The sequence below is a fragment of the Phytobacter sp. RSE-02 genome, from assembly GCF_040578655.1.
In the GTDB taxonomy this organism is placed as follows: domain Bacteria; phylum Pseudomonadota; class Gammaproteobacteria; order Enterobacterales; family Enterobacteriaceae; genus Phytobacter; species Phytobacter diazotrophicus.
Genome location: NZ_JBEULY010000019.1, coordinates 1 through 19,673 on the forward strand (window position 1 = coordinate 1; position 19,673 = coordinate 19,673).

21 protein-coding genes and 1 pseudogene are annotated in these 19,673 nt (G+C 52.7%); 17 read left to right on the forward strand and 5 right to left on the reverse strand.

Going from position 1 to position 19,673, the window contains the following annotated elements:
* A pseudogene (locus ABU190_RS24235) lies at positions 1–142 on the forward strand (IS481 family transposase); the annotation flags it as partial.
* Positions 143–238: 96 nt separating this feature from the next.
* Here the strand turns inward: ABU190_RS24235 and ABU190_RS24240 are convergent.
* Positions 239–721, reverse strand: a complete 483-nt coding sequence (locus tag ABU190_RS24240) for a zinc ribbon-containing protein (protein WP_354692576.1) — start codon at positions 719–721, stop codon at positions 239–241.
* Positions 722–949: 228 nt separating this feature from the next.
* Between ABU190_RS24240 and leuS the strand changes: the two genes are divergently transcribed.
* From leuS to nadD, 4 genes are read left to right on the forward strand one after another with little or no spacing between them, the layout of a single operon-like run.
* A complete protein-coding gene (gene leuS / locus ABU190_RS24245) occupies positions 950–3,532 on the forward strand; it encodes a leucine--tRNA ligase (RefSeq protein WP_354692577.1) in 2,583 nt (860 codons plus the stop codon).
* 14 nt (positions 3,533–3,546) lie between these two features.
* Positions 3,547–4,095 (forward strand): LPS assembly lipoprotein LptE, encoded by a 549-nt coding sequence (lptE, locus tag ABU190_RS24250; RefSeq protein WP_354692578.1) that lies wholly within the window; start codon positions 3,547–3,549, stop codon positions 4,093–4,095.
* Positions 4,095–5,126 carry a DNA polymerase III subunit delta gene (gene holA / locus ABU190_RS24255; protein WP_271850825.1) on the forward strand — a complete coding sequence of 344 codons (1,032 nt, stop codon included), beginning with the start codon at positions 4,095–4,097 and terminating at the stop codon, positions 5,124–5,126. Before lptE ends, holA begins: the two co-directional genes overlap by 1 nt.
* A 1-nt stretch (position 5,127) precedes the next feature.
* Positions 5,128–5,769, forward strand: a complete 642-nt coding sequence (gene nadD, locus ABU190_RS24260) for a nicotinate-nucleotide adenylyltransferase (RefSeq protein ID WP_354692613.1) — start codon at positions 5,128–5,130, stop codon at positions 5,767–5,769.
* Here nadD and cobD read toward each other — a convergent pair.
* Positions 5,744–6,835, reverse strand: coding sequence for a threonine-phosphate decarboxylase CobD (gene cobD / locus ABU190_RS24265; protein WP_354692579.1), 1,092 nt, complete (start codon positions 6,833–6,835; stop codon positions 5,744–5,746). The genes nadD and cobD overlap by 26 nt on opposite strands.
* Before the next feature lie 97 nt (positions 6,836–6,932).
* Between cobD and ABU190_RS24270 the strand changes: the two genes are divergently transcribed.
* From ABU190_RS24270 to lipA, 11 genes are all read left to right on the forward strand, one after another.
* Positions 6,933–7,544: an adenosylcobalamin/alpha-ribazole phosphatase gene (locus tag ABU190_RS24270; RefSeq protein ID WP_354692580.1), complete on the forward strand. Its 612-nt coding sequence runs from the start codon at positions 6,933–6,935 to the stop codon at positions 7,542–7,544.
* Positions 7,545–7,806: 262 nt separating this feature from the next.
* Positions 7,807–8,124 (forward strand): ribosome silencing factor, encoded by a 318-nt coding sequence (gene rsfS / locus ABU190_RS24275; protein ID WP_041852134.1) that lies wholly within the window; start codon positions 7,807–7,809, stop codon positions 8,122–8,124.
* A gap of 3 nt (positions 8,125–8,127) precedes the next feature.
* A complete protein-coding gene (rlmH, locus tag ABU190_RS24280) occupies positions 8,128–8,595 on the forward strand; it encodes a 23S rRNA (pseudouridine(1915)-N(3))-methyltransferase RlmH (RefSeq protein WP_041852135.1) in 468 nt (155 codons plus the stop codon).
* Positions 8,596–8,621: 26 nt separating this feature from the next.
* On the forward strand, positions 8,622–10,523 hold the full coding sequence (mrdA, locus tag ABU190_RS24285) for a peptidoglycan DD-transpeptidase MrdA (protein ID WP_041852136.1): 1,902 nt from the start codon (positions 8,622–8,624) through the stop codon (positions 10,521–10,523).
* 2 nt (positions 10,524–10,525) lie between these two features.
* A complete protein-coding gene (gene mrdB, locus ABU190_RS24290) occupies positions 10,526–11,638 on the forward strand; it encodes a peptidoglycan glycosyltransferase MrdB (RefSeq protein WP_041852137.1) in 1,113 nt (370 codons plus the stop codon).
* A gap of 10 nt (positions 11,639–11,648) precedes the next feature.
* Positions 11,649–12,794 (forward strand): endolytic peptidoglycan transglycosylase RlpA, encoded by a 1,146-nt coding sequence (gene rlpA, locus ABU190_RS24295; RefSeq protein WP_354692581.1) that lies wholly within the window; start codon positions 11,649–11,651, stop codon positions 12,792–12,794.
* A 138-nt stretch (positions 12,795–12,932) separates the two neighbouring features.
* Complete coding sequence (gene dacA, locus ABU190_RS24300; RefSeq protein WP_271850852.1) at positions 12,933–14,144, forward strand: D-alanyl-D-alanine carboxypeptidase DacA; 1,212 nt, start codon at positions 12,933–12,935, stop codon at positions 14,142–14,144.
* 102 nt (positions 14,145–14,246) lie between these two features.
* A complete protein-coding gene (ybeD, locus tag ABU190_RS24305) occupies positions 14,247–14,510 on the forward strand; it encodes a DUF493 family protein YbeD (RefSeq protein WP_007373847.1) in 264 nt (87 codons plus the stop codon).
* An 88-nt stretch (positions 14,511–14,598) separates the two neighbouring features.
* A complete protein-coding gene (gene lipB / locus ABU190_RS24310) occupies positions 14,599–15,240 on the forward strand; it encodes a lipoyl(octanoyl) transferase LipB (protein ID WP_354692582.1) in 642 nt (213 codons plus the stop codon).
* A 308-nt stretch (positions 15,241–15,548) separates the two neighbouring features.
* Positions 15,549–16,502 carry a YbeF family transcriptional regulator gene (locus ABU190_RS24315; protein ID WP_041852141.1) on the forward strand — a complete coding sequence of 318 codons (954 nt, stop codon included), beginning with the start codon at positions 15,549–15,551 and terminating at the stop codon, positions 16,500–16,502.
* Between the two features lie 209 nt (positions 16,503–16,711).
* Positions 16,712–17,677, forward strand: a complete 966-nt coding sequence (gene lipA, locus ABU190_RS24320; protein WP_079498387.1) for a lipoyl synthase — start codon at positions 16,712–16,714, stop codon at positions 17,675–17,677.
* A gap of 75 nt (positions 17,678–17,752) precedes the next feature.
* Here the strand turns inward: lipA and tatE are convergent, their stop codons facing one another.
* Positions 17,753–17,956, reverse strand: coding sequence for a twin-arginine translocase subunit TatE (gene tatE, locus ABU190_RS24325; protein ID WP_041852143.1), 204 nt, complete (start codon positions 17,954–17,956; stop codon positions 17,753–17,755).
* A gap of 127 nt (positions 17,957–18,083) precedes the next feature.
* A complete protein-coding gene (locus ABU190_RS24330; RefSeq protein WP_354692583.1) occupies positions 18,084–18,872 on the reverse strand; it encodes a deaminated glutathione amidase in 789 nt (262 codons plus the stop codon).
* Between the two features lie 88 nt (positions 18,873–18,960).
* Here ABU190_RS24330 and crcB point away from each other — a divergent pair, with 88 nt between their 5' ends.
* Complete coding sequence (gene crcB / locus ABU190_RS24335) at positions 18,961–19,344, forward strand: fluoride efflux transporter CrcB (protein ID WP_041852145.1); 384 nt, start codon at positions 18,961–18,963, stop codon at positions 19,342–19,344.
* A 55-nt stretch (positions 19,345–19,399) separates the two neighbouring features.
* Here the strand turns inward: crcB and cspE are convergent, their stop codons facing one another.
* Positions 19,400–19,609, reverse strand: coding sequence for a transcription antiterminator/RNA stability regulator CspE (gene cspE / locus ABU190_RS24340; protein ID WP_012542460.1), 210 nt, complete (start codon positions 19,607–19,609; stop codon positions 19,400–19,402).
* Positions 19,610–19,673: the final 64 nt, after the last annotated feature.

The window sequence follows — 19,673 nt, forward strand, 5'->3', positions numbered from 1 at the left end:
CGCGGGGAAAGCATTCAGGGGCGAGTATGTGGGCCTGCGGGAAACGGCAGAGGACGGGTGTTATGAGGTGTGGTGGTACAGCACGAAAGTGGGGATGATCGACCTGAAAAAGAGGTCGATCATCATGCGTAAAGGGTGTTAAAAAGTGTTCACCATGTCTCCGAACACCTGTCTGCCATGTCTCCGGACCGTACACCGACCGGGAGAGGGTGTAAACATTAAAACGGTGTGCGTTTACCTAGGGCTCAAAGGGCCTTCTCTGGAACTGGTCATGTCCGCATTTCGGACATAATGGCAGCACATCCGGCGTATAAATGGCCAGATGGAAGTGACATTTCTCGCACACCAGGTTGCCAAGCCCCACGACTTCGCCGCTGTGGTAAACCCCGTGATGATTAAGGTCCTGGAAAACTTCACGCCACTCCAGTTGCGTTTTATCGGTAATATCCGCCAGTTCCTGCCATAAGCTCTCTTTGATAACCCGCATAAACACGCTGTCGGTGACATCGTCCTGGCTTTCCTCATAACTGCGAGCAAACTCTTCCAGGTCGCGGCGCACCGCGCGCGTTAACTCTTCGATTTCAGTACGCGTTAGCTCCCCGGTCTGGCTTACTCGGTGCCGCGCCTGGGCTACCAGCGCATCAACATCCCTTTCGCCATTGCGTAGCCGCTCGGTCAATGATGCAACCAGTTCGCGATAATATTGAGCAACCTTGTTCATTGTTTTCCTCTCCCGGGCAGTTAACCTGTTCTAATAATAGACGTTATTTACCGTTGGCTTTGTCAATTACCCCACAGAGTGCGTAAATTCTCGTCGGGGGCTTTTCGCAGGCTAAATGTGCGAAAGGCTGTTGTGACGAAGTCGTTTGGGCTATGCTATGCGGATCTGAAAAACCACGTAAAACGCTACATTTGTAGCTGTATCGCAAATACAGGACCACTGGCTGCCATGCAAGAGCAATACCGCCCGGAAGAGATAGAATCCAAAGTCCAGCTTCACTGGGAAGAGAAGCGTACCTTCGAAGTAACTGAAGACGAGAGCAAAGAAAAATATTACTGCCTGTCGATGCTTCCCTATCCTTCTGGCCGACTACACATGGGCCACGTGCGTAACTACACCATCGGTGATGTGATTTCCCGTTACCAGCGCATGCTGGGCAAGAACGTGCTGCAGCCGATTGGCTGGGATGCGTTCGGTCTGCCAGCCGAAGGTGCGGCGGTGAAAAACAACACGGCCCCGGCACCGTGGACGTACGACAATATCGCGTACATGAAAAACCAGCTCAAAATGCTGGGCTTCGGCTATGACTGGAGCCGCGAGCTGGCCACCTGCACCCCGGAATACTATCGTTGGGAACAGAAGTTCTTCACTGAACTGTATAAAAAAGGCCTGGTGTATAAGAAAACGTCCGCAGTGAACTGGTGCCCGAATGACCAGACCGTGCTGGCGAACGAACAGGTTATCGACGGCTGCTGCTGGCGCTGCGACACCAAAGTTGAGCGTAAAGAGATCCCGCAGTGGTTTATCAAAATCACCGCCTATGCCGAAGAACTGCTCAACGACCTGGATCATATGGATCAGTGGCCTGACACGGTGAAAACCATGCAGCGCAACTGGATTGGTCGTTCCGAAGGCGTGGAAATCACCTTTAACGTTAACGGCTATGACAAAACGCTGACCGTTTACACAACCCGCCCGGACACCTTTATGGGTGCCACTTATCTGGCGGTGGCGGCTGGTCACCCGCTGGCGCAGAAAGCGGCGGCAACCAACGCTGAACTGGCAGCCTTTATCGACGAATGCCGTACTACCAAAGTGGCCGAAGCAGATATGGCGACCATGGAGAAAAAAGGCGTCGATACCGGCTTTAAAGCCGTTCATCCATTAACCGGCGAAGAGATTCCGGTTTGGGCGGCAAACTTCGTGCTGATGGAGTACGGTACTGGTGCCGTGATGGCCGTTCCGGGTCATGACCAGCGCGACTATGAATTTGCCAGCAAATACAATCTGCCGATCAAAGCGGTCATTCTGGCAGCAGACGGTTCAGACCCCGATCTGTCTGAACAAGCGCTGACCGAAAAAGGCACTCTCTTCAACTCCGGCGATTTCAGCGGTCTGAGCTTTGAAGATGGCTTCAATGCCATTGCCGACAAACTGGCGGCGCAGGGCGTTGGCGAGCGCAAAATCAACTATCGTCTGCGTGACTGGGGCGTTTCCCGTCAGCGTTACTGGGGCGCGCCAATTCCAATGGTGACGCTGGAAGACGGTACGGTGATCCCAACGCCAGAAGATCAGATCCCGGTGATTCTGCCAGAAGATGTGGTCATGGACGGCATCACCAGCCCGATCAAAGCCGATCCTGAGTGGGCGAAAACCACCGTCAACGGCCAGCCCGCGCTGCGTGAAACCGATACTTTCGACACCTTTATGGAGTCCTCATGGTACTACGCGCGTTACACCTGCCCGCAGTACAAAGAAGGCATGCTGGACCCGAAAGCGGCTAACTACTGGCTGCCGGTTGATATCTACATTGGTGGTATCGAACACGCCATTATGCACCTGCTCTACTTCCGCTTCTTCCATAAGCTGATGCGCGACGCAGGCATGGTGAACTCTGACGAACCTGCAAAACAACTGCTGTGTCAGGGCATGGTGTTGGCAGACGCGTTCTACTACGTTGGCGAAAACGGCGAGCGTAACTGGGTTTCACCGAAAGAAGCCATCGTTGAGCGTGACGAGAAAGGCCGTATTATTAAGGCGAAAGACGCGGCGGGCCATGAACTGGTGTATACCGGTATGAGCAAAATGTCCAAGTCGAAAAATAACGGTATCGACCCGCAGGAAATGGTTGAACGTTATGGTGCAGACACCGTGCGTCTGTTTATGATGTTCGCTTCGCCGGCAGATATGACGCTGGAATGGCAGGAGTCCGGCGTGGAAGGGGCAAACCGCTTCCTGAAACGCGTCTGGAAACTGGCTTATGAACATAAAGCACTCGGCCCGGTTGTAGCACTGGATATCAGCGCACTGAACGAAGACCAGCAGGCACTGCGCCGCGACGTTCACAAAACTATCGCTAAAGTCACGGATGATATTGGTCGTCGTCAGACCTTCAACACCGCGATTGCGGCAATTATGGAGCTGATGAACAAACTGGCGAAAGCACCGACCGAAGGCGAGCAAGATCGTGCTCTGCTGCAGGAAGCGCTGTTGGCGGTTGTCCGTATGCTTAACCCGTTCACGCCACATGCGAGCTTTACCCTGTGGAAAGAACTGGGCGGCGAAGGCGATATCGACAACGCGCCGTGGCCGGTTGCAGACGACGCGGCGATGGTTGAAAACACCACGCTGGTTGTCGTGCAGGTTAACGGTAAAGTGCGCGGTAAAATCACCGTTGCCGTTGACGCGACCGAAGAACAGGTCCGTGAACGTGCAGGTCAGGAACCGCTGGTCGCAAAATATCTTGATGGCGTTACCGTACGTAAAGTGATTTACGTACCGGGTAAACTGCTTAATCTGGTCGTTGGCTAAGCGCGGGAGGAAGCGTGCGATATCTGGCAACATGGTTGTTATCTCTGGCGGTGCTTCTCACCGCCGGATGCGGCTGGCACTTGCGTAATACGACGCAGGTGCCGGGCAATATGAACACAATAATCTTTGATTCCGCAGATCCGAACGGTCCTCTTAGCCGTGCTGTACGTAATCAGTTGCGGCTGAATGGCGTGGAACTGGTGGAGAAAGGCTCATTGCGTAAGGATGTGCCTTCCCTTCGCCTTGGTGTCATGTCTCTCGCACGTGATACCGCGTCTATTTTCCAGGACGGACGCACTGCTGAGTATCAGTTGGTGATGACCGTTAACGCCAGCGTACTGATTCCGGGCCATGACATCTACCCGATCACCACCAGTGTGTATCGTTCGTTCTTTGATAACCCGCAGACGGCGCTGGCGAAAGATGCCGAACAAGACATCATTCTTCAGGAGATGTACGACAAGGCGGCAGAACAGCTGATTCGCAAACTGTCTAGCGTACAAGCGGCAGATAACGAAAAAAACCCGCCGTCCGCGCGTCCTGCGGCGAAACCGGGTAGCTAATGCTTAAGTTGTATCCGGAACAACTCCGCGCGCAGCTCAATGAAGGGCTGCGCGCGGCGTATTTACTGCTCGGTAATGACCCTCTTTTATTGCAGGAAAGCCATGACGCCGTACGTCAGGCGGCCTTCGCACAAGACTTCACCGAACATCACGCCTTCACCATTGATGCCAGCACGGACTGGGATGCTATCTACGCGATCTGCCAGGCACTCAGCCTGTTTGCCAGCCGCCAAATACTGTCATTACAGTTGCCGGAAAATGGCCCTAACGCCGCGCTTAATGAACGCCTCGCCATGCTGGTGGGCCTGCTTCATGATGATCTGATATTAATTGTGCGTGGCAATAAGCTGACGAAGGCCCAGGAAAATGCCGCCTGGTATACTGCTCTGGCTAATCGCAGCGTTTCGGTCAGTTGTCAGACCCCGGAGCAGGCCAATCTACCCCGTTGGGTTGCCGCACGTGCGAAGCAGAACAACCTGCAACTGGACGACGCCGCCAATCAGTTACTTTGCTATTGCTACGAAGGGAATCTATTGGCCGCCGCGCAGGCGCTGGAAAGGCTGGCGCTGCTCTTCCCGGACGGTAAGCTGACGCTACCGCGCGTGGAACAGGCCGTTAACGATGCCGCTCACTTTACGCCATTTCACTGGGTAGACGCCCTGCTGGCAGGGAAAAGTAAACGTGCGCTTCATATACTGCATCAGCTTAAACTCGAAGCCAGCGAACCGGTTATCCTGCTGCGTACTATCCAGCGTGAGCTGACGTTACTGGTGACGCTAAAACGCCAGTCTGCCCATACGCCGCTGCGTTCGCTGTTTGATAAACACCGGGTCTGGCAAAATCGGCGCGGCCTTATCGGTGAAGCGCTACAACGTCTGAGTAATGAGCAACTGCGCCAGGCTGTTCATCTGCTTACGCGTATTGAATTGATTGTGAAACAGGATTTTGGCCAATCGGTGTGGGCAGAACTGGAAGGGCTTTCTCTGCTACTCTGTCATAAGGCACTGGCAGACGTTTTTATTGATGGTTGATATGAATCAGTTGCAGGCACTTTTTGGCGGTACATTTGATCCTATTCACTACGGGCACCTGAAACCGGTCGAAGCACTGGCAAACCAGATTGGGCTGTCACGCGTCATTATCATGCCCAATAACGTCCCCCCCCATCGCCCACAGCCTGAGGCGACAAGCGTACAGCGTAAAGCAATGGTGGAACTGGCTATCAGCGACAAACCGCTTTTTTCCCTTGATGAGCGCGAACTGCGGCGTGAGAGCCCCTCGTACACGGCGCAAACCTTGCAGGCGTGGCGAGAAGAACAAGGGCCGAAGCGCTCGCTGGCCTTCATTATTGGTCAGGACTCGCTGTTAACGTTTCCGACATGGCATCACTATGAAACTATTCTGAACAACAGCCATTTGATTGTCTGCCGCCGCCCCGGTTACCCGTTAGCCATGGAGAATGAAGCCGATCAGCAGTGGCTGGAAGACCATCTGACACACAATGCGGACGATTTGCATACCTTGCCTGCCGGGAAAATCTATTTAGCGGAAACGCCATGGTTCAATATTTCCGCCACGCTCATCCGCGAAAGGCTGGAAAGAGGCGAGAATTGCGATGACCTGCTTCCCGCCACGGTACTTGATTATATCAATCAGCACGGCCTCTATCGCTGAGGACGCTATCCAGCACCTCAATCAGCCGATCGTTTTCTGACGCGCTGCGTACCGCAACACGGTAGTAACGCGCGTCGAGCCCCGGATAATTGGCGCAACTGCGAATTAAAATGTGCTGGCGGAGCAGCGCCTGCTGTAGGTCAATACCTGCATCACAGCGCAAGAAGAGATAATTCGCCACGCCCGGCCAGACGGATAACCCAGGCAAATTTTCCAGCGCCTGACGTAAGCGCGGTCGTTCCGTGTTGAGCCATTGCCATGTTTCTTTTTGATATGCACTATCGTTTAAAACCACTTCTCCCGCCAGCGCCGCAAACGCGTTAATAGACCAGGGCATCTGCTGCTGGCGCATACGGGTGACAAGGTGTGTGTTACTGCTGAGCAAATACCCCAGACGTAGCCCCGGAATAGCGTAAAACTTGGTCAGGGAACGCAGCACCCAAATATGCGGATTGTCAGCCAGATGGGGGATAAATCCGTCGCGATCGCTAAGGAAATCCATAAAGGCTTCATCCAGCACCAGTGTGATGCCGAGCTGCTTACAGCGTGCGGCAATATCATGCATCAGTGAAGCATCTGGCAACAGGCCGGTGGGATTATTGGGAGTGCAGAGGAACAGGCAGTCAACGCCACCGGTGAGTGCGTCAAGAATCGCCCCGGTAATCTGCCAGCCATCCTCTTCACGCAGCGCATAATCGACGATATCACACCCGGAAAGCTGCAAGGCGCGGCGATATTCGGCAAACCCCGGCGTGACGAGCATCACCCGGCGCGGGAGAAGGCCTTTCACCAACGTAAATATTGATTCGGTTTCACCGTTGCCCGCGAGGATCCAGTCGGCGGGAACCTGATGATGTGCGGCAAGCGCCTGATGTAATTGCTGATACTCGGGATCCGGGTAGCGCTCAGCCACGGCAAAATTATTCAGTAAAGCGTGTTTCAATGACGCGGGCATTCCTGCCGGGTTGATATTCGCACTGAAATCCAATAAATCCTCGGCTGAAACACCCACCATAGCAGCGGCCTCACGGATATTTCCGCCGTGCGTGCTGTGAAATAAAGCCATCTTCTGCTCCGGGCAAAAGCATTATTTTAAACGAAAAGCCACCAGGAATAAGGGTGTAATGATAAACTTCGTGCAGAAAACCGCACGGGAGAAAACAATGCGACTCTGGTTGATTCGACATGGCGAAACCGAAGCAAATGTTGCAGGACTCTACAGTGGTCACTCACCTACCCCGCTAACCGCAAAGGGGATTTCACAGGCGCAAACGCTACATCACCTGTTGCGTGAAGTACCTTTTGACCGGGTGATCTGCAGCGAACTCGAACGTGCGCAACACACGGCAAGGCTGGTCCTGAGCGATCGCAATATCGTTCAACACTCAACGCCATTGCTCAATGAGATGTTTTTTGGCGACTGGGAGATGCGCCACCATCGGGACCTGACACGAGAAGATCCGCAGAGCTATGCCGCGTGGTGCGCCGACTGGCAGAACGCCATTCCAACCAACGGAGAGGGTTTTCAGGCGTTCTCCGCACGTGTACAAGATTTTATCAGCCAGCTCTCCAACTGGGGCCCTGCGGAAAATCTGCTGATCGTCAGCCATCAGGGCGTATTGAGTCTGCTTATCGCCAGTTTACTTAAGATGCCAGCGGCGTCGTTATGGCATTTTCGCGTAGACCAGGGCACCTGGAGCGCAATGGACATCCATGATGATTTTTCCATGTTACGCGTTCTTAACAGCCGCGCGGTGTGGCAAGCGGAGGATTAACGACCGTTTTTTCACCCGGTACACCTCTCCCGCCAGTCAGGTCATTGACACACACGGACAGGCTGCTATCCTCCGCACCGCTATCTGCGGCCTTACAGAAATTGTTTTACAAAAATGGCGATGCAATCTCACTCATGGGGTGGGATGATAGCCCACTTTTTAAAAGCCAGGGTCGGACATTTGTCCCGACAATGGTCGTAGTTCAGGTATAATGTCAGGCCATTTATTTACACCGTTTTCATGTACACCCCAGGGGGAACACTTGCAGGGTAAAGCACTCCAGGATTTCGTAATCGACAAAATTGATGACCTGAAAGGTCAGGACATCGTCGCACTCGACGTTCACGGCAAATCCAGTATCACCGACTGTATGATAATCTGCACCGGCACTTCCACACGCCACGTCATGTCCATCGCGGATCATGTGGTTCAGGAATCTCGTGCTGCGGGTATGCTTCCTCTGGGAGTGGAAGGTGAAAATGTCGCTGACTGGATCGTCGTAGACCTGGGTGATGTCATCGTCCATGTGATGCAGGAAGAGAGTCGTCGCCTGTATGAGCTGGAAAAACTCTGGGGTTAATGCGTGAAGCTGCAACTGGTAGCCGTCGGCACAAAAATGCCGGACTGGGTACAAACCGGGTTTACTGAATATCTGCGTCGTTTCCCGAAAGATATGCCTTTTGAGCTGGTGGAAATCCCGGCGGGCAAACGCGGCAAAAACGCAGATATCAAGCGTATTCTCGACAAAGAGGGTGAACTGATGCTTGCTGCGGCAGGTAAAAATCGGATCGTCACCCTCGATATCCCCGGTAAACCCTGGGATACGCCGCAACTGGCAAATGAACTGGAACGCTGGAAACAGGACGGACGTGACGTCAGCCTGCTTATCGGCGGGCCGGAAGGGTTATCCCCCGCCTGTAAAGCTGCGGCAGAACAAAGCTGGTCACTCTCTGCGCTGACGCTTCCTCACCCGCTGGTGCGTGTGCTGGTGGCGGAAAGCTTGTATCGCGCATGGAGCATCACGACCAACCATCCTTATCATCGTGAGTAATGACCACCAGGTAAACTAAGCAGCGGATGAAATTACAGAATTCTTTTCGCGACTATTCGGCTGAGTCTGCGCTGTTTGTGCGCCGGGCCCTTGTCGCTTTTGCAGGGATTTTGCTGCTCACCGGCGTGCTTATCGCCAACCTTTATAATCTGCAAATTGTCCGTCATGCTGACTACCAGACGCGTTCTAACGAGAACCGTATCAAACTGGTTCCTATCCCGCCAAGTCGCGGCATTATCTACGATCGCAACGGCACGCCGCTGGCGCTGAACCGCACGATCTATCAGATTGAGATGATGCCGGAAAAGGTCGACAACGTTGAGCAAACACTCAACGCGCTGCGTGACGTGGTGGACCTGACCGATGAGGACATTGCTAACTTCAAAAAGGAGCGCTCCCGCTCCCATCGATTTACTTCGATTCCGGTCAAAGCCAACCTCAATGAAGTTCAGGTTGCGCGCTTCGCGGTCAATCAATATCGCTTCCCTGGCGTGGAAGTAAAAGGCTATAAACGCCGTTACTATCCGTTCGGCTCAGCGCTGACGCATGTGATTGGCTACGTATCCAAAATAAACGATAAAGACGTCGAACGGCTGGATAAAGAAGGCAAGCTGGCGAACTACGCCGCCACGCATGACATAGGCAAGCTCGGCATCGAACGCTATTACGAAGATGTGCTGCACGGACAGACCGGTTACGAAGAGGTCGAAGTTAACAACCGCGGGCGCGTGATTCGCCAGTTAAAAGAAGTGCCACCGCAAGCCGGGCATGACATCTACCTGACGCTGGATTTAAAACTGCAGCAATATATTGAAACCCTGCTGCAGGGTAGCCGTGCGGCGGTCGTGGTGACCGACCCGCGTAATGGTGCCATTCTCGCGCTGGTCTCTACGCCGAGCTATGACCCGAACCTGTTTGTCGACGGCATCTCCAGCAAGGATTACACCGCGCTGCTCAACGATCCGAACACACCGTTGGTGAACCGCGCCACGCAAGGGGTTTACCCGCCTGCATCGACGGTGAAACCCTATGTTGCCGTCTCTGCCCTGAGCGCCGGGGTGATCACTCGCAACACCACCCTTTTCGATCCGGGCTGGTGGCAACTGCCCGGCTCTGAAAAACGCTATCGTGACTGGAAAAAGTGGGGTCATGGCCGCCTGAATGTCACCAAATCACTGGAAGAGTCAGCGGATACCTTCTTCTATCAGGTCGCCTACGACATGGGCATCGACCGCCTTGCCGAGTGGCTGACCAAGTTTGGTTACGGTCAGTATACCGGTATCGACCTGGCCGAAGAGCGCTCGGGTAATATGCCAACGCGCGAATGGAAGCTTAAACGCTTTAAGAAACCTTGGTACCAGGGGGACACGATTCCCGTCGGGATTGGCCAGGGTTACTGGACCGCAACGCCAGTACAAATGAACAAAGCGATGATGACGCTGATTAATGACGGCATCGTCAAAGTGCCGCACTTGTTAATGAGTACGACGGAAGACGGTAAACAAGTTCCATGGCAACAGCCGCCGCAAAAACAGGTTGGCGATGTGCACTCCGGCTTCTGGGAAATCGCCAAAGATGGGATGTACGGCGTGGCAAACCGCCCGAACGGAACCGGGCATAAATATTTTGCCGGTTCACCGTACAAAGTCGCGGCAAAATCCGGTACAGCCCAGGTCTTCGGGCTGAAAGCTAACGAAACCTATAACGCACATCGCATCGCCGAACGTCTGCGTGACCATAAGCTGATGACGGCATTCGCACCCTATGATAATCCCCAGGTTGCGGTGGCAATGATCCTGGAAAACGGCGGCGCCGGCCCTGCGGTCGGTACGATTATGCGCCAGATCCTCGACCATATAATGCTTGGCGACAACAACACTGAATTGCCGTCGGAAAACCCGGCATCAACAGCGGCAGAGGACCAATAATCATGACGGATAATCCGAACAAAAAATCGTTCTGGGATAAAATCCATATCGATCCCGCCTTCTTGCTGATTGTGCTGGCTCTGCTGTTCTATAGCGCGATGGTTATCTGGAGCGCCAGCGGGCAGGATATCGGCATGACAGAGCGTAAAGTCGGCCAGATAGCCATGGGACTTATCGCGATGGTTGTACTGGCGCAGGTTCCACCACGCGTCTATGAAGGCTGGGCACCCTATCTGTATGTTTTTTGCGTCATCCTGCTGGTCGCCGTTGATGCTTTCGGGGCGATTTCCAAAGGTGCTCAGCGCTGGCTTGATTTAGGCATCGTGCGTTTCCAGCCATCGGAAATTGCGAAAATTGCCGTACCGCTCATGGTGGCGCGTTTTATCAACCGTGATGTCTGTCCGCCATCGTTGAAAAACACCGCGATTGCGCTGGTGCTGATATTTATGCCAACGCTGCTGGTGGCCGCCCAGCCCGACCTCGGTACCGCCATTCTTATCGCTATGTCCGGTCTTTTCGTGCTGTTTTTATCCGGCCTGAGCTGGCGCCTCATCTTAGTGGCCGTTCTCCTGATAGCGGCATTTATACCCATATTGTGGTTCTTCCTGATGCACGATTATCAACGCCAGCGCGTGATGATGTTGCTCGATCCGGAAACCGATCCGCTCGGCGCAGGCTATCATATTATTCAGTCGAAAATCGCCATCGGCTCCGGTGGGTTGCAGGGGAAGGGCTGGCTGCACGGTACGCAGTCGCAACTGGAGTTTTTGCCTGAACGCCACACCGACTTTATCTTTGCCGTCCTTGCCGAAGAGTTGGGGCTGATTGGTATTTTGATCCTGCTCGGGCTTTATGTACTGCTGATCATGCGTGGCTTATGGATTGCCGCGCGCGCGCAAACCACCTTTGGCCGGGTCATGGCGGGCGGTTTGATGTTGATTTTATTCGTTTATGTATTCGTAAATATTGGTATGGTGAGTGGTATCTTGCCGGTGGTGGGCGTACCGTTGCCGCTGGTAAGTTACGGGGGCTCGGCCCTGATTGTACTGATGGCGGGGTTTGGTATCGTGATGTCGATTCATACCCACAGGAAGATGTTATCAAAAAGCGTATAAGGGGTGCGCAATGCGTAAGCAATGGCCAGGTGTCTGTATAGCAACAGTATTGCTGGCGTCATGTTCAAGTGATGATGGTCAGCAAAAGACGATGGTCGCGCCGCCTACTCCGGTGTGCAGCGGTCCGGTCGTTGAAATCAGCGGCGCGGAGCCTCGTTTTGAGACGCCGAATCCTTCGGCAAACCAGGATTACGAGCGCGACGGCAAAAGCTACAAAATTGTGCAGAACCCTTCGCAATTCAGCCAGGCAGGGTTCGCCGCTATCTATGATGCGGAACCAGGCAGCAATTTAACCGCAACGGGAGAAGCGTTCGATCCGCTACAACTGACCGCCGCGCATCCGACGCTGCCCGTTCCGAGTTATGCCCGTATTACCAACCTGGCCAATGGCCGCATGGTGGTGGTACGCATCAACGATCGCGGCCCTTATGGTAACGATCGCGTGATCTCATTGTCACGTGCGGCAGCGGATCGCCTGAATACGTCGAACAATACCAAAGTACGCATCGACCCGATCATTGTGGCGCAGGACGGTTCCATGTCCGGTCCGGGTACGGTTTGTACCACTATCGCGAAGCAGACCTATGCCCTGCCGGCACTTCCGGATTTAAGCGGTAATGGCGCGTCACAACCGCAGCCTGCTCCTGACAATGTGCGAATGATCAGCAATTCGACGCTGAAAGGGGACGAAAACACAAAGCCAGTAAGTAGCGGCGGTTTCCTTGGGGCGCCGACGCCGCTGCATGCTGGCGTACTTGAAGGCAGCGAAGCCGCTGCGCCTGCGGTGACGACGCAGACCACGCCCCCCGTGGCCGCTGCGCCAGTGGTAGCGGCACCGGTAACACGAACCGCACCTGTGACGGCGCCGATCACCGCGCCAGGTTCAGTACAGGGCCACGTTGCAACATCAGCCGCACCGGCGGCAGCCAGCGGAAGTTATATGGTGCAGGTTGGCGCAGTCAGCGATCAAACCCGCGCGCAACAGTACCAGCAGCGCCTGGCCCAGCAATTTTCTGTGCCGGGCCGGGTGGTACAAAACGGCGCTGTGTGGCGTATTCAGCTTGGACCATTTACCAATAAGTCGGACGCCAGTGCATTACAACAGCGTCTACAAAATGAAGCGCAGTTACAGTCTTTTGTGACCAACGCGCAATAACAGATTTGGCATCTGACTTTGTCAGCCAGTGTAAACAGCATTAACAAAGTCATGCGGAAAGTCGGATGCCTGTCAGAATAGCTTTTGCTATAGTAGGGCACTTTTTTTAACTCCATCACGGATGTCGTTGTTCAGACCATGAAGACCACTCTCTCCGTTCGTTTCGTACAGCGCCTGGCGCTCACCACGGCACTCACTGCCGCAACCCTCGGCGCAGCCCATGCCGATGATCTCAACATCAAGACCATGATTCCCGGCGCCCCACAGATTGATGCCGAATCCTGGATCCTCATCGATTACAACTCCGGCAAGGTGTTGACAGAACAGAACGCCGATTCGCGCCGTGATCCGGCCAGTCTGACGAAAATGATGACCAGCTACGTCATCGGCCAGGCAATGAAAGCGGGTAAATTTAAAGACAGCGATCTGGTCACTATCGGCAATGACGCATGGGCGACCGGCAACCCGGTGTTCCGTGGCTCTTCTCTGATGTTCCTGAAACCAGGTATGCAAGTGCCGGTTTCTCAGCTCATCCGTGGTATCAACCTGCAGTCTGGTAACGACGCCTGTGTGGCGATGGCCGATTATGTTGCTGGCAGCCAGGATGCTTTTGTCGGTCTGATGAATAACTACGTTAACGCGCTTGGCCTGCAGAACTCCCACTTCCAGACTGTCCATGGTCTGGATGCTGAGGGGCAATACAGCTCAGCACGTGACATGGCTCTGATTGGCCAGGCATTGATTCGTGATGTGCCAAACGAATACTCCATCTATAAAGAGAAAGAGTTCACCTTTAACGGTATCCGCCAGACCAACCGTAACGGTCTGCTGTGGGATAACAGCCTGAATGTCGATGGTATTAAAACCGGTCACACAGACAAAGCGGGTTACAACCTGGTGGCGTCCGCAACCGAAGGGCAGATGCGTCTGATCTCTGCGGTGATGGGTGGCAGAACATTCAAAGGGCGTGAAGCCGAAAGTAAAAAACTGCTGACATGGGGTTTCCGTTTCTTCGAAACCGTAAGTCCGCTGAAAGCAGGCAAAGAGTTCGCCTCTGAGCCAGCCTGGTTCGGTGATAACGATCGCGCTTCGTTGGGCGTTGATAAAGATGTATACCTGACAATCCCGCGTGGTCGCATGAAAGACCTGAAAGCAAGTTATGTGTTAACCACCAGCGAACTGCATGCACCGTTGCAGAAAAATCAGGTGGTTGGCACGATTAACTTCCAGTTGGACGGCAAAACCATCGAACAACGCCCTCTGGTCGTGCTGCAGGAAATTCAGGAAGGGAATTTCTTCGGCAAAATCATCGACTATATCAAGCTGATGTTCCACCACTGGTTCGGCTAAAAAACGAACACTTGAAAGTGTGATTTCCGTCCCCATATACTAAGCATCTCAATAAACTCCTGCCCTTTCGGCAGGAGTTATTATTTTTACGCCGGAGCTGACATGAAAACCAATCTCAAAGAACTGCTTGAATTCCCGACTCCCTTTACATACAAAGTGATGGGACTGGCGAAACCAGAGCTGGTTGATCTGGTGGTTGAAGTGGTACAGCGCCATGCGCCCGGTGATTACTCTCCGCAGGTAAAACCGAGCAGCAAAGGCAATTACCACTCGGTATCCATCACCATCACCGCCACGCATATTGAGCAAGTTGAGACACTGTACGAAGAACTGGGCAATATTGAAATTGTTCGTATGGTGCTGTAATTAAGCCAGGTGTTACCGGGCCGCTGGTCGGGTAACACCCTCTCTGTGATATACTCCCCTCACCTTTTCTTCTCCCGGAGATGCTGTTTTGTCTCAGGATACAATCCTAATCCGTAACCTAGGCCTGCAGCCCTACGACCCTGTGTCGGAGGCAATGCATGAATTCACGGAAACCCGCACCGAGAGCACACCTGACGAAATCTGGCTGGTTGAACACAACCCGGTATTCACCCAGGGCCAGGCAGGTAAAGCTGAGCATGTACTCTCTCCGGGTGATATTCCGGTAATACAAAGCGATCGTGGAGGCCAGGTCACTTATCATGGTCCCGGTCAGCAGGTCATGTACATATTAATAAACCTCAAGCGTCGCAAACTTGGCGTCCGCGAACTCGTCACCGTGATGGAACAAACTGTCATCGATACGCTGGCGGAATTGGGTATTGAGGCGCGCGCGCGCGCCGATGCTCCGGGCGTTTATGTGCAGGATAAAAAGATCTGTTCGCTGGGGTTGCGCATCCGTAAAGGTTGCTCATTTCATGGCCTGGCGTTAAATATTGCGATGGATCTAACCCCTTTTTTACGCATCAATCCTTGTGGGTATGCGGGGATGGAAATGACACAGGTAAAACATTTCGCGCCTGATGCCAATATGGACAAAATAAGACCTATGCTTATTAGCCATCTTTTAGCACAGCTAAACAATCCGCCACATATATATACCAGTACTTAATATATGATGTATAGCGGCTTGCTTTTTAAGCAAGTCGTTATATATTTCCCCCAGTTATACTTTACAACCGCAGCGCTCTTCTCTATTTTCAAAATACCTGCCTGATCAGGTTAATTCGCAACGCGTGGCACATTTGCTGCTACGTCGAATTGCGCATAGCCGGATTAAATTTAAGCTTAATGTCCTGCATCATGCTGAAAACCATCCATAATGATGATATGTGAAGAAAAAAACAGCTTAAATTACACATCACCATAAATAATAAATTCAACTATCATTCATATTGTGAATGATTACGGAGCACAAGCGTGGATTATAATAACTTGCCGGAACAGAGAATAGCCGAGCGACCCGAAGATGATAAACCGCAAATCTTCCGAACGTTACGCAATATAGACCTCAATTTATTGACCATCTTTGAGGCAGTATATGTACACAAAGGGATTGTGAATGCCGCACGAGTGCTTAACCTGACGCCGTCCGCAATTAGTCAATCCATTCAAAAATTACGAACAATATTTCCCGATCCGCTTTTTATTCGTAAAGGCCAGGGCGTGACGCCAACAGCCTATGCGTCACATTTACATGAGTATATCAGCCAGGGTCTGGAGTCGATTCTCGGTGCGCTGGATCTCACCGGGAGTTATGATAAACAGCGAACCATCACCATAGGCACACCGCCTTCGCTGGGCGCCATTGTGATTCCCGTCATCTGGCAGGCGATCAAAGAAAGCGCACCACATCTGGTAATGCGCAACATCCCTATCCATGATGCCGAAAATCAGCTCAGTCAGTTCCAGACCGATCTCATCATCGATACCAATATCCCGTCGGCACGCACTCTCAGCCATCATGCGCTCTATACAGACAGGCTGATGCTGGTGTGCCGCGAAGGGCACCCCTGCCTGCGCTCGACGATCAACGAAGATGTCCTGCAACACTATGAACACACCTTATTGATGCTAGAGGGACAAAACCTGAGTGCGTTGCGTCAGCGTGTTCAGGATCTGTTCCCTGAACGTCACGTCAGTTTTAGCAGTTACAATATGTTCACTATCGCAGCACTGATTGGCAACAGTGATATGTTGGGGCTGATGCCGACTCGTCTGTTCAAGCTTTTTAGCGCGTGCTGGCCTCTGGTGGAAATTGATTTTCCGCCAGTCAGTAACGAAAGACTGGATGTTTCTCTGTATTACAATAAGTTAAGCCTTCGTGACCCCGTGCTTGAAAACGTTATCAACGTTATTCGCCGCGCATTCTGAAGTCCATATCAGCCTGGCAAAACAGCTAATTACCATTGGGCAAAGGGTACAAAACAACAACTATTTTACATTTTGCCGAGTTGCCAGGCTGCTTTCTGCCCTCTATCAGTGCTATACTGCACGTCATTAATTCAAAAATAGTTGATAAATACAACATTCCCTTGAATTGAAACACTTACTTCGTTATCCGCAACTGGAACACGCACGCTATGAGTAAACCCATTGTGATGGAACGCGGTGTTAAGTACCGCGATGCCGATAAAATGGCCCTTATCCCGGTTAAAAACGTGGCAACAGAGCGCGAAGCCCTGTTAAGAAAACCGGAATGGATGAAAATCAAACTTCCGGCTGACTCGTCCCGTATTCAGGGCATCAAGGCGGCCATGCGTAAGAATGGGCTGCACTCGGTTTGCGAAGAAGCGTCCTGTCCGAACCTGGCAGAGTGTTTTAATCACGGCACGGCAACTTTTATGATCCTCGGCGCTATCTGTACGCGTCGTTGTCCGTTCTGCGATGTGGCGCACGGCCGCCCTGTTGCGCCGGATGCCAATGAGCCGAAAAAACTGGCACAAACTATCTCTGATATGGCGTTGCGTTACGTCGTTATTACCTCCGTAGACCGTGACGATCTACGTGACGGTGGTGCTCAGCATTTCGCTGACTGTATCAGCGCGATTCGCGAGAAAAACCCCGCAATCAAGATTGAGACGCTGGTACCAGATTTCCGTGGTCGTATGGACCGCGCGCTGGATATTTTGACGGCTACCCCGCCGGATGTGTTTAACCACAACCTGGAGAACGTACCGCGCGTTTACCGCCAGGTCCGTCCGGGTGCAGACTACAACTGGTCGCTGAAACTGCTGGAACGCTTTAAAGAAGCGCATCCAGAGATCCCAACCAAGTCTGGTCTGATGGTGGGACTTGGCGAAACCAATGCGGAAATCGTCGAGGTTATGCGTGATCTGCGCCGTCACGGCGTCACCATGCTGACGCTGGGCCAGTATCTGCAGCCAAGCCGTCACCACCTGCCTGTACAGCGTTATGTCAGCCCGGAAGAGTTTGACGAAATGAAAGCGGAAGCGCTGGCGATGGGCTTCACCCATGCCGCATGCGGTCCATTCGTGCGTTCGTCCTACCACGCTGACCTGCAAGCTAAAGGTATTGAAGTCAAATAATGCGGTAATATCTGATTACACTTACCATAAAAAAAACCGGCCATTGCGCCGGTTTTTTATGCTGCACGAACAGGCTTACTCTTTATGAGAAAGCTTTTCGGCTGGAACGTCGTCTTCCGCAGTTTTCTTCGCCGTGGTGTCATCGTCGTTCATGGCTTTTTTAAAGCCCTTGATCGCTGTGCCCAGATCACCGCCCAGCGTACGAAGTTTTTTGGTACCAAACAGCAGAATGACCAGTGCGGCCACGACCAGCAATTTGGTAATACTAATCTCACCCATAGATACCTTCTTTCATAAATCGGACTGCGTAAAGCACCATTATAACTTGATGTCATTAACGGTCATTCGACGCGCGCACACAATAGCAATCTGTAACGAGATGAATCAAGCATTGTTTAAAAAAACATCACATCAGTTGCGGTGGAGCGAAACGGCGATTGCACAGTACCGGTAGTTTTTCCCGCGTCTGCGATAAGCGCTGCTGCGTAATCTCCGCCATGATGAGTTGCGGGGCTTCCCCCGCTGCGGCAATAACAACCCCCTGAGGGTCGACCACCTGACTCAGGCCAATATTCTTATTGCCACATTCACCTGAAGCAACGATATAACAGGTCGTGTCCAGCGCTCGTGCAGCCAGCAACGTCGCCCAGTGCCGCTCTTTGAGCGGGCCCCGAACCCAGGCAGCAGGAAGTGCCAGAATGTCTGCCCCCTGTAGCGCCAACGACAATGCCAGCTCGGGGAAGCGCAGATCATAGCAGGTCATTAACCCAACCTTCATCCCGTCTACGTCAATTAATGGTGCGATTTCATGCCCCGCATCCACGCGAGCCGACTCTTGCATGTTAAATGCATCGTACAGATGAAGTTTTTCATAATGGGCAATGATGTGCCCTTCGCGCAGCGCCACCAGCGTATTAACCGCCCTGCCTGGCGCAGAAGGCACATGGAGGGTCAGTATGGTTGTCAGTTTGTTGTGGCGGCTCTCTTCCAGCAACAGGCTTAAAAAGCCGCCATCCAGCGTCTGAGCCGATCTCACAGACATATGGGGATCGTTGTCATCTCGTGCCAGTAACGCCTCTGGAAGTACCAACAGCGACGCCTGCTGGCGTGCCGCTTGCGCCATCAAGGTTACACACGTCCGGGCATTCGTTTGCCAGTCCGGGGTAACCACAAATTGCCCTGCTGCAACAATCATCGTTTTCTCCTGATTCTGTCGCCATAGCCAGCCTTGCGCTTCGGCGCTACACTCACCACTCTAACAAATCAAATAGCAGGATTTCCCCGTGTTACAACTTCTTTTAGCTGTATTTATTGGTGGTGGGACTGGCAGCGTGGCGCGTTGGGCGCTCAGCATGAAATTTAACCCCGCCCATCACGCTATTCCGTTGGGGACACTGACTGCGAACTTAGCCGGCGCGTTTATTATTGGCATGGGGCTGGCCTGGTTTAACCGCATGACCCATATCGACCCGATGTGGAAGGTGTTGCTGACCACCGGTTTTTGCGGCGGTCTGACGACGTTTTCAACATTTTCGGCCGAAGTGGTGTTTTTACTGCAGGAAGGACGCTTTAGCTGGGCTTTGCTCAACGTGGCCGTTAATCTGCTCGGATCATTTGCGATGACGGCGCTCGCGTTCTGGTTGTTTTCCAGCGTGAATGCAAATTAAGGGCAAAAAAAACCCGCCTTAGAGGCGGGTTTTGAAATTCTGTCTTATTGCTAACTTAGATAGCCATTACGTTAGCAGCAGAAGGACCTTTGGCACCGTTAGTGATTTCGAACTCTACACGCTGACCTTCAGCCAGAGTTTTGAAACCATTGCTCTGGATTGCAGAGAAGTGTACGAACACGTCTTTGCTGCCATCTTCCGGAGTAATGAAACCGAACCCTTTGGATTCATTAAACCACTTAACGTTACCTTTAATCTTAGACATCAATATTACCTTTACATGAAAAACGACACAAATGCTGTGTCGAGTTACAGTACAACAATTGTGA

Excerpts from the sequence above, each read along its gene's own strand:
- mrdA (WP_041852136.1), top strand. The coding sequence starts at position 8,622 with ATGAAATTACAGAATTCTTTTCGCGACTATTCGGCTGAGTCTGCGCTG.
- ABU190_RS24240 (WP_354692576.1), bottom strand. The coding sequence starts at position 721 with ATGAACAAGGTTGCTCAATATTATCGCGAACTGGTTGCATCATTGACC.
- leuS (WP_354692577.1), top strand. The coding sequence starts at position 950 with ATGCAAGAGCAATACCGCCCGGAAGAGATAGAATCCAAAGTCCAGCTT.
- mrdB (WP_041852137.1), top strand. The coding sequence starts at position 10,526 with ATGACGGATAATCCGAACAAAAAATCGTTCTGGGATAAAATCCATATC.
- tatE (WP_041852143.1), bottom strand. The coding sequence starts at position 17,956 with ATGGGTGAGATTAGTATTACCAAATTGCTGGTCGTGGCCGCACTGGTC.
- cspE (WP_012542460.1), bottom strand. The coding sequence starts at position 19,609 with ATGTCTAAGATTAAAGGTAACGTTAAGTGGTTTAATGAATCCAAAGGG.
- ABU190_RS24330 (WP_354692583.1), bottom strand. The coding sequence starts at position 18,872 with ATGATTGTTGCAGCAGGGCAATTTGTGGTTACCCCGGACTGGCAAACG.
- nadD (WP_354692613.1), top strand. The coding sequence starts at position 5,128 with ATGAATCAGTTGCAGGCACTTTTTGGCGGTACATTTGATCCTATTCAC.
- holA (WP_271850825.1), top strand. The coding sequence starts at position 4,095 with ATGCTTAAGTTGTATCCGGAACAACTCCGCGCGCAGCTCAATGAAGGG.
- dacA (WP_271850852.1), top strand. The coding sequence starts at position 12,933 with ATGAAGACCACTCTCTCCGTTCGTTTCGTACAGCGCCTGGCGCTCACC.
- cobD (WP_354692579.1), bottom strand. The coding sequence starts at position 6,835 with ATGGCTTTATTTCACAGCACGCACGGCGGAAATATCCGTGAGGCCGCT.
- ABU190_RS24270 (WP_354692580.1), top strand. The coding sequence starts at position 6,933 with ATGCGACTCTGGTTGATTCGACATGGCGAAACCGAAGCAAATGTTGCA.
- lipA (WP_079498387.1), top strand. The coding sequence starts at position 16,712 with ATGAGTAAACCCATTGTGATGGAACGCGGTGTTAAGTACCGCGATGCC.
- ybeD (WP_007373847.1), top strand. The coding sequence starts at position 14,247 with ATGAAAACCAATCTCAAAGAACTGCTTGAATTCCCGACTCCCTTTACA.
- rlpA (WP_354692581.1), top strand. The coding sequence starts at position 11,649 with ATGCGTAAGCAATGGCCAGGTGTCTGTATAGCAACAGTATTGCTGGCG.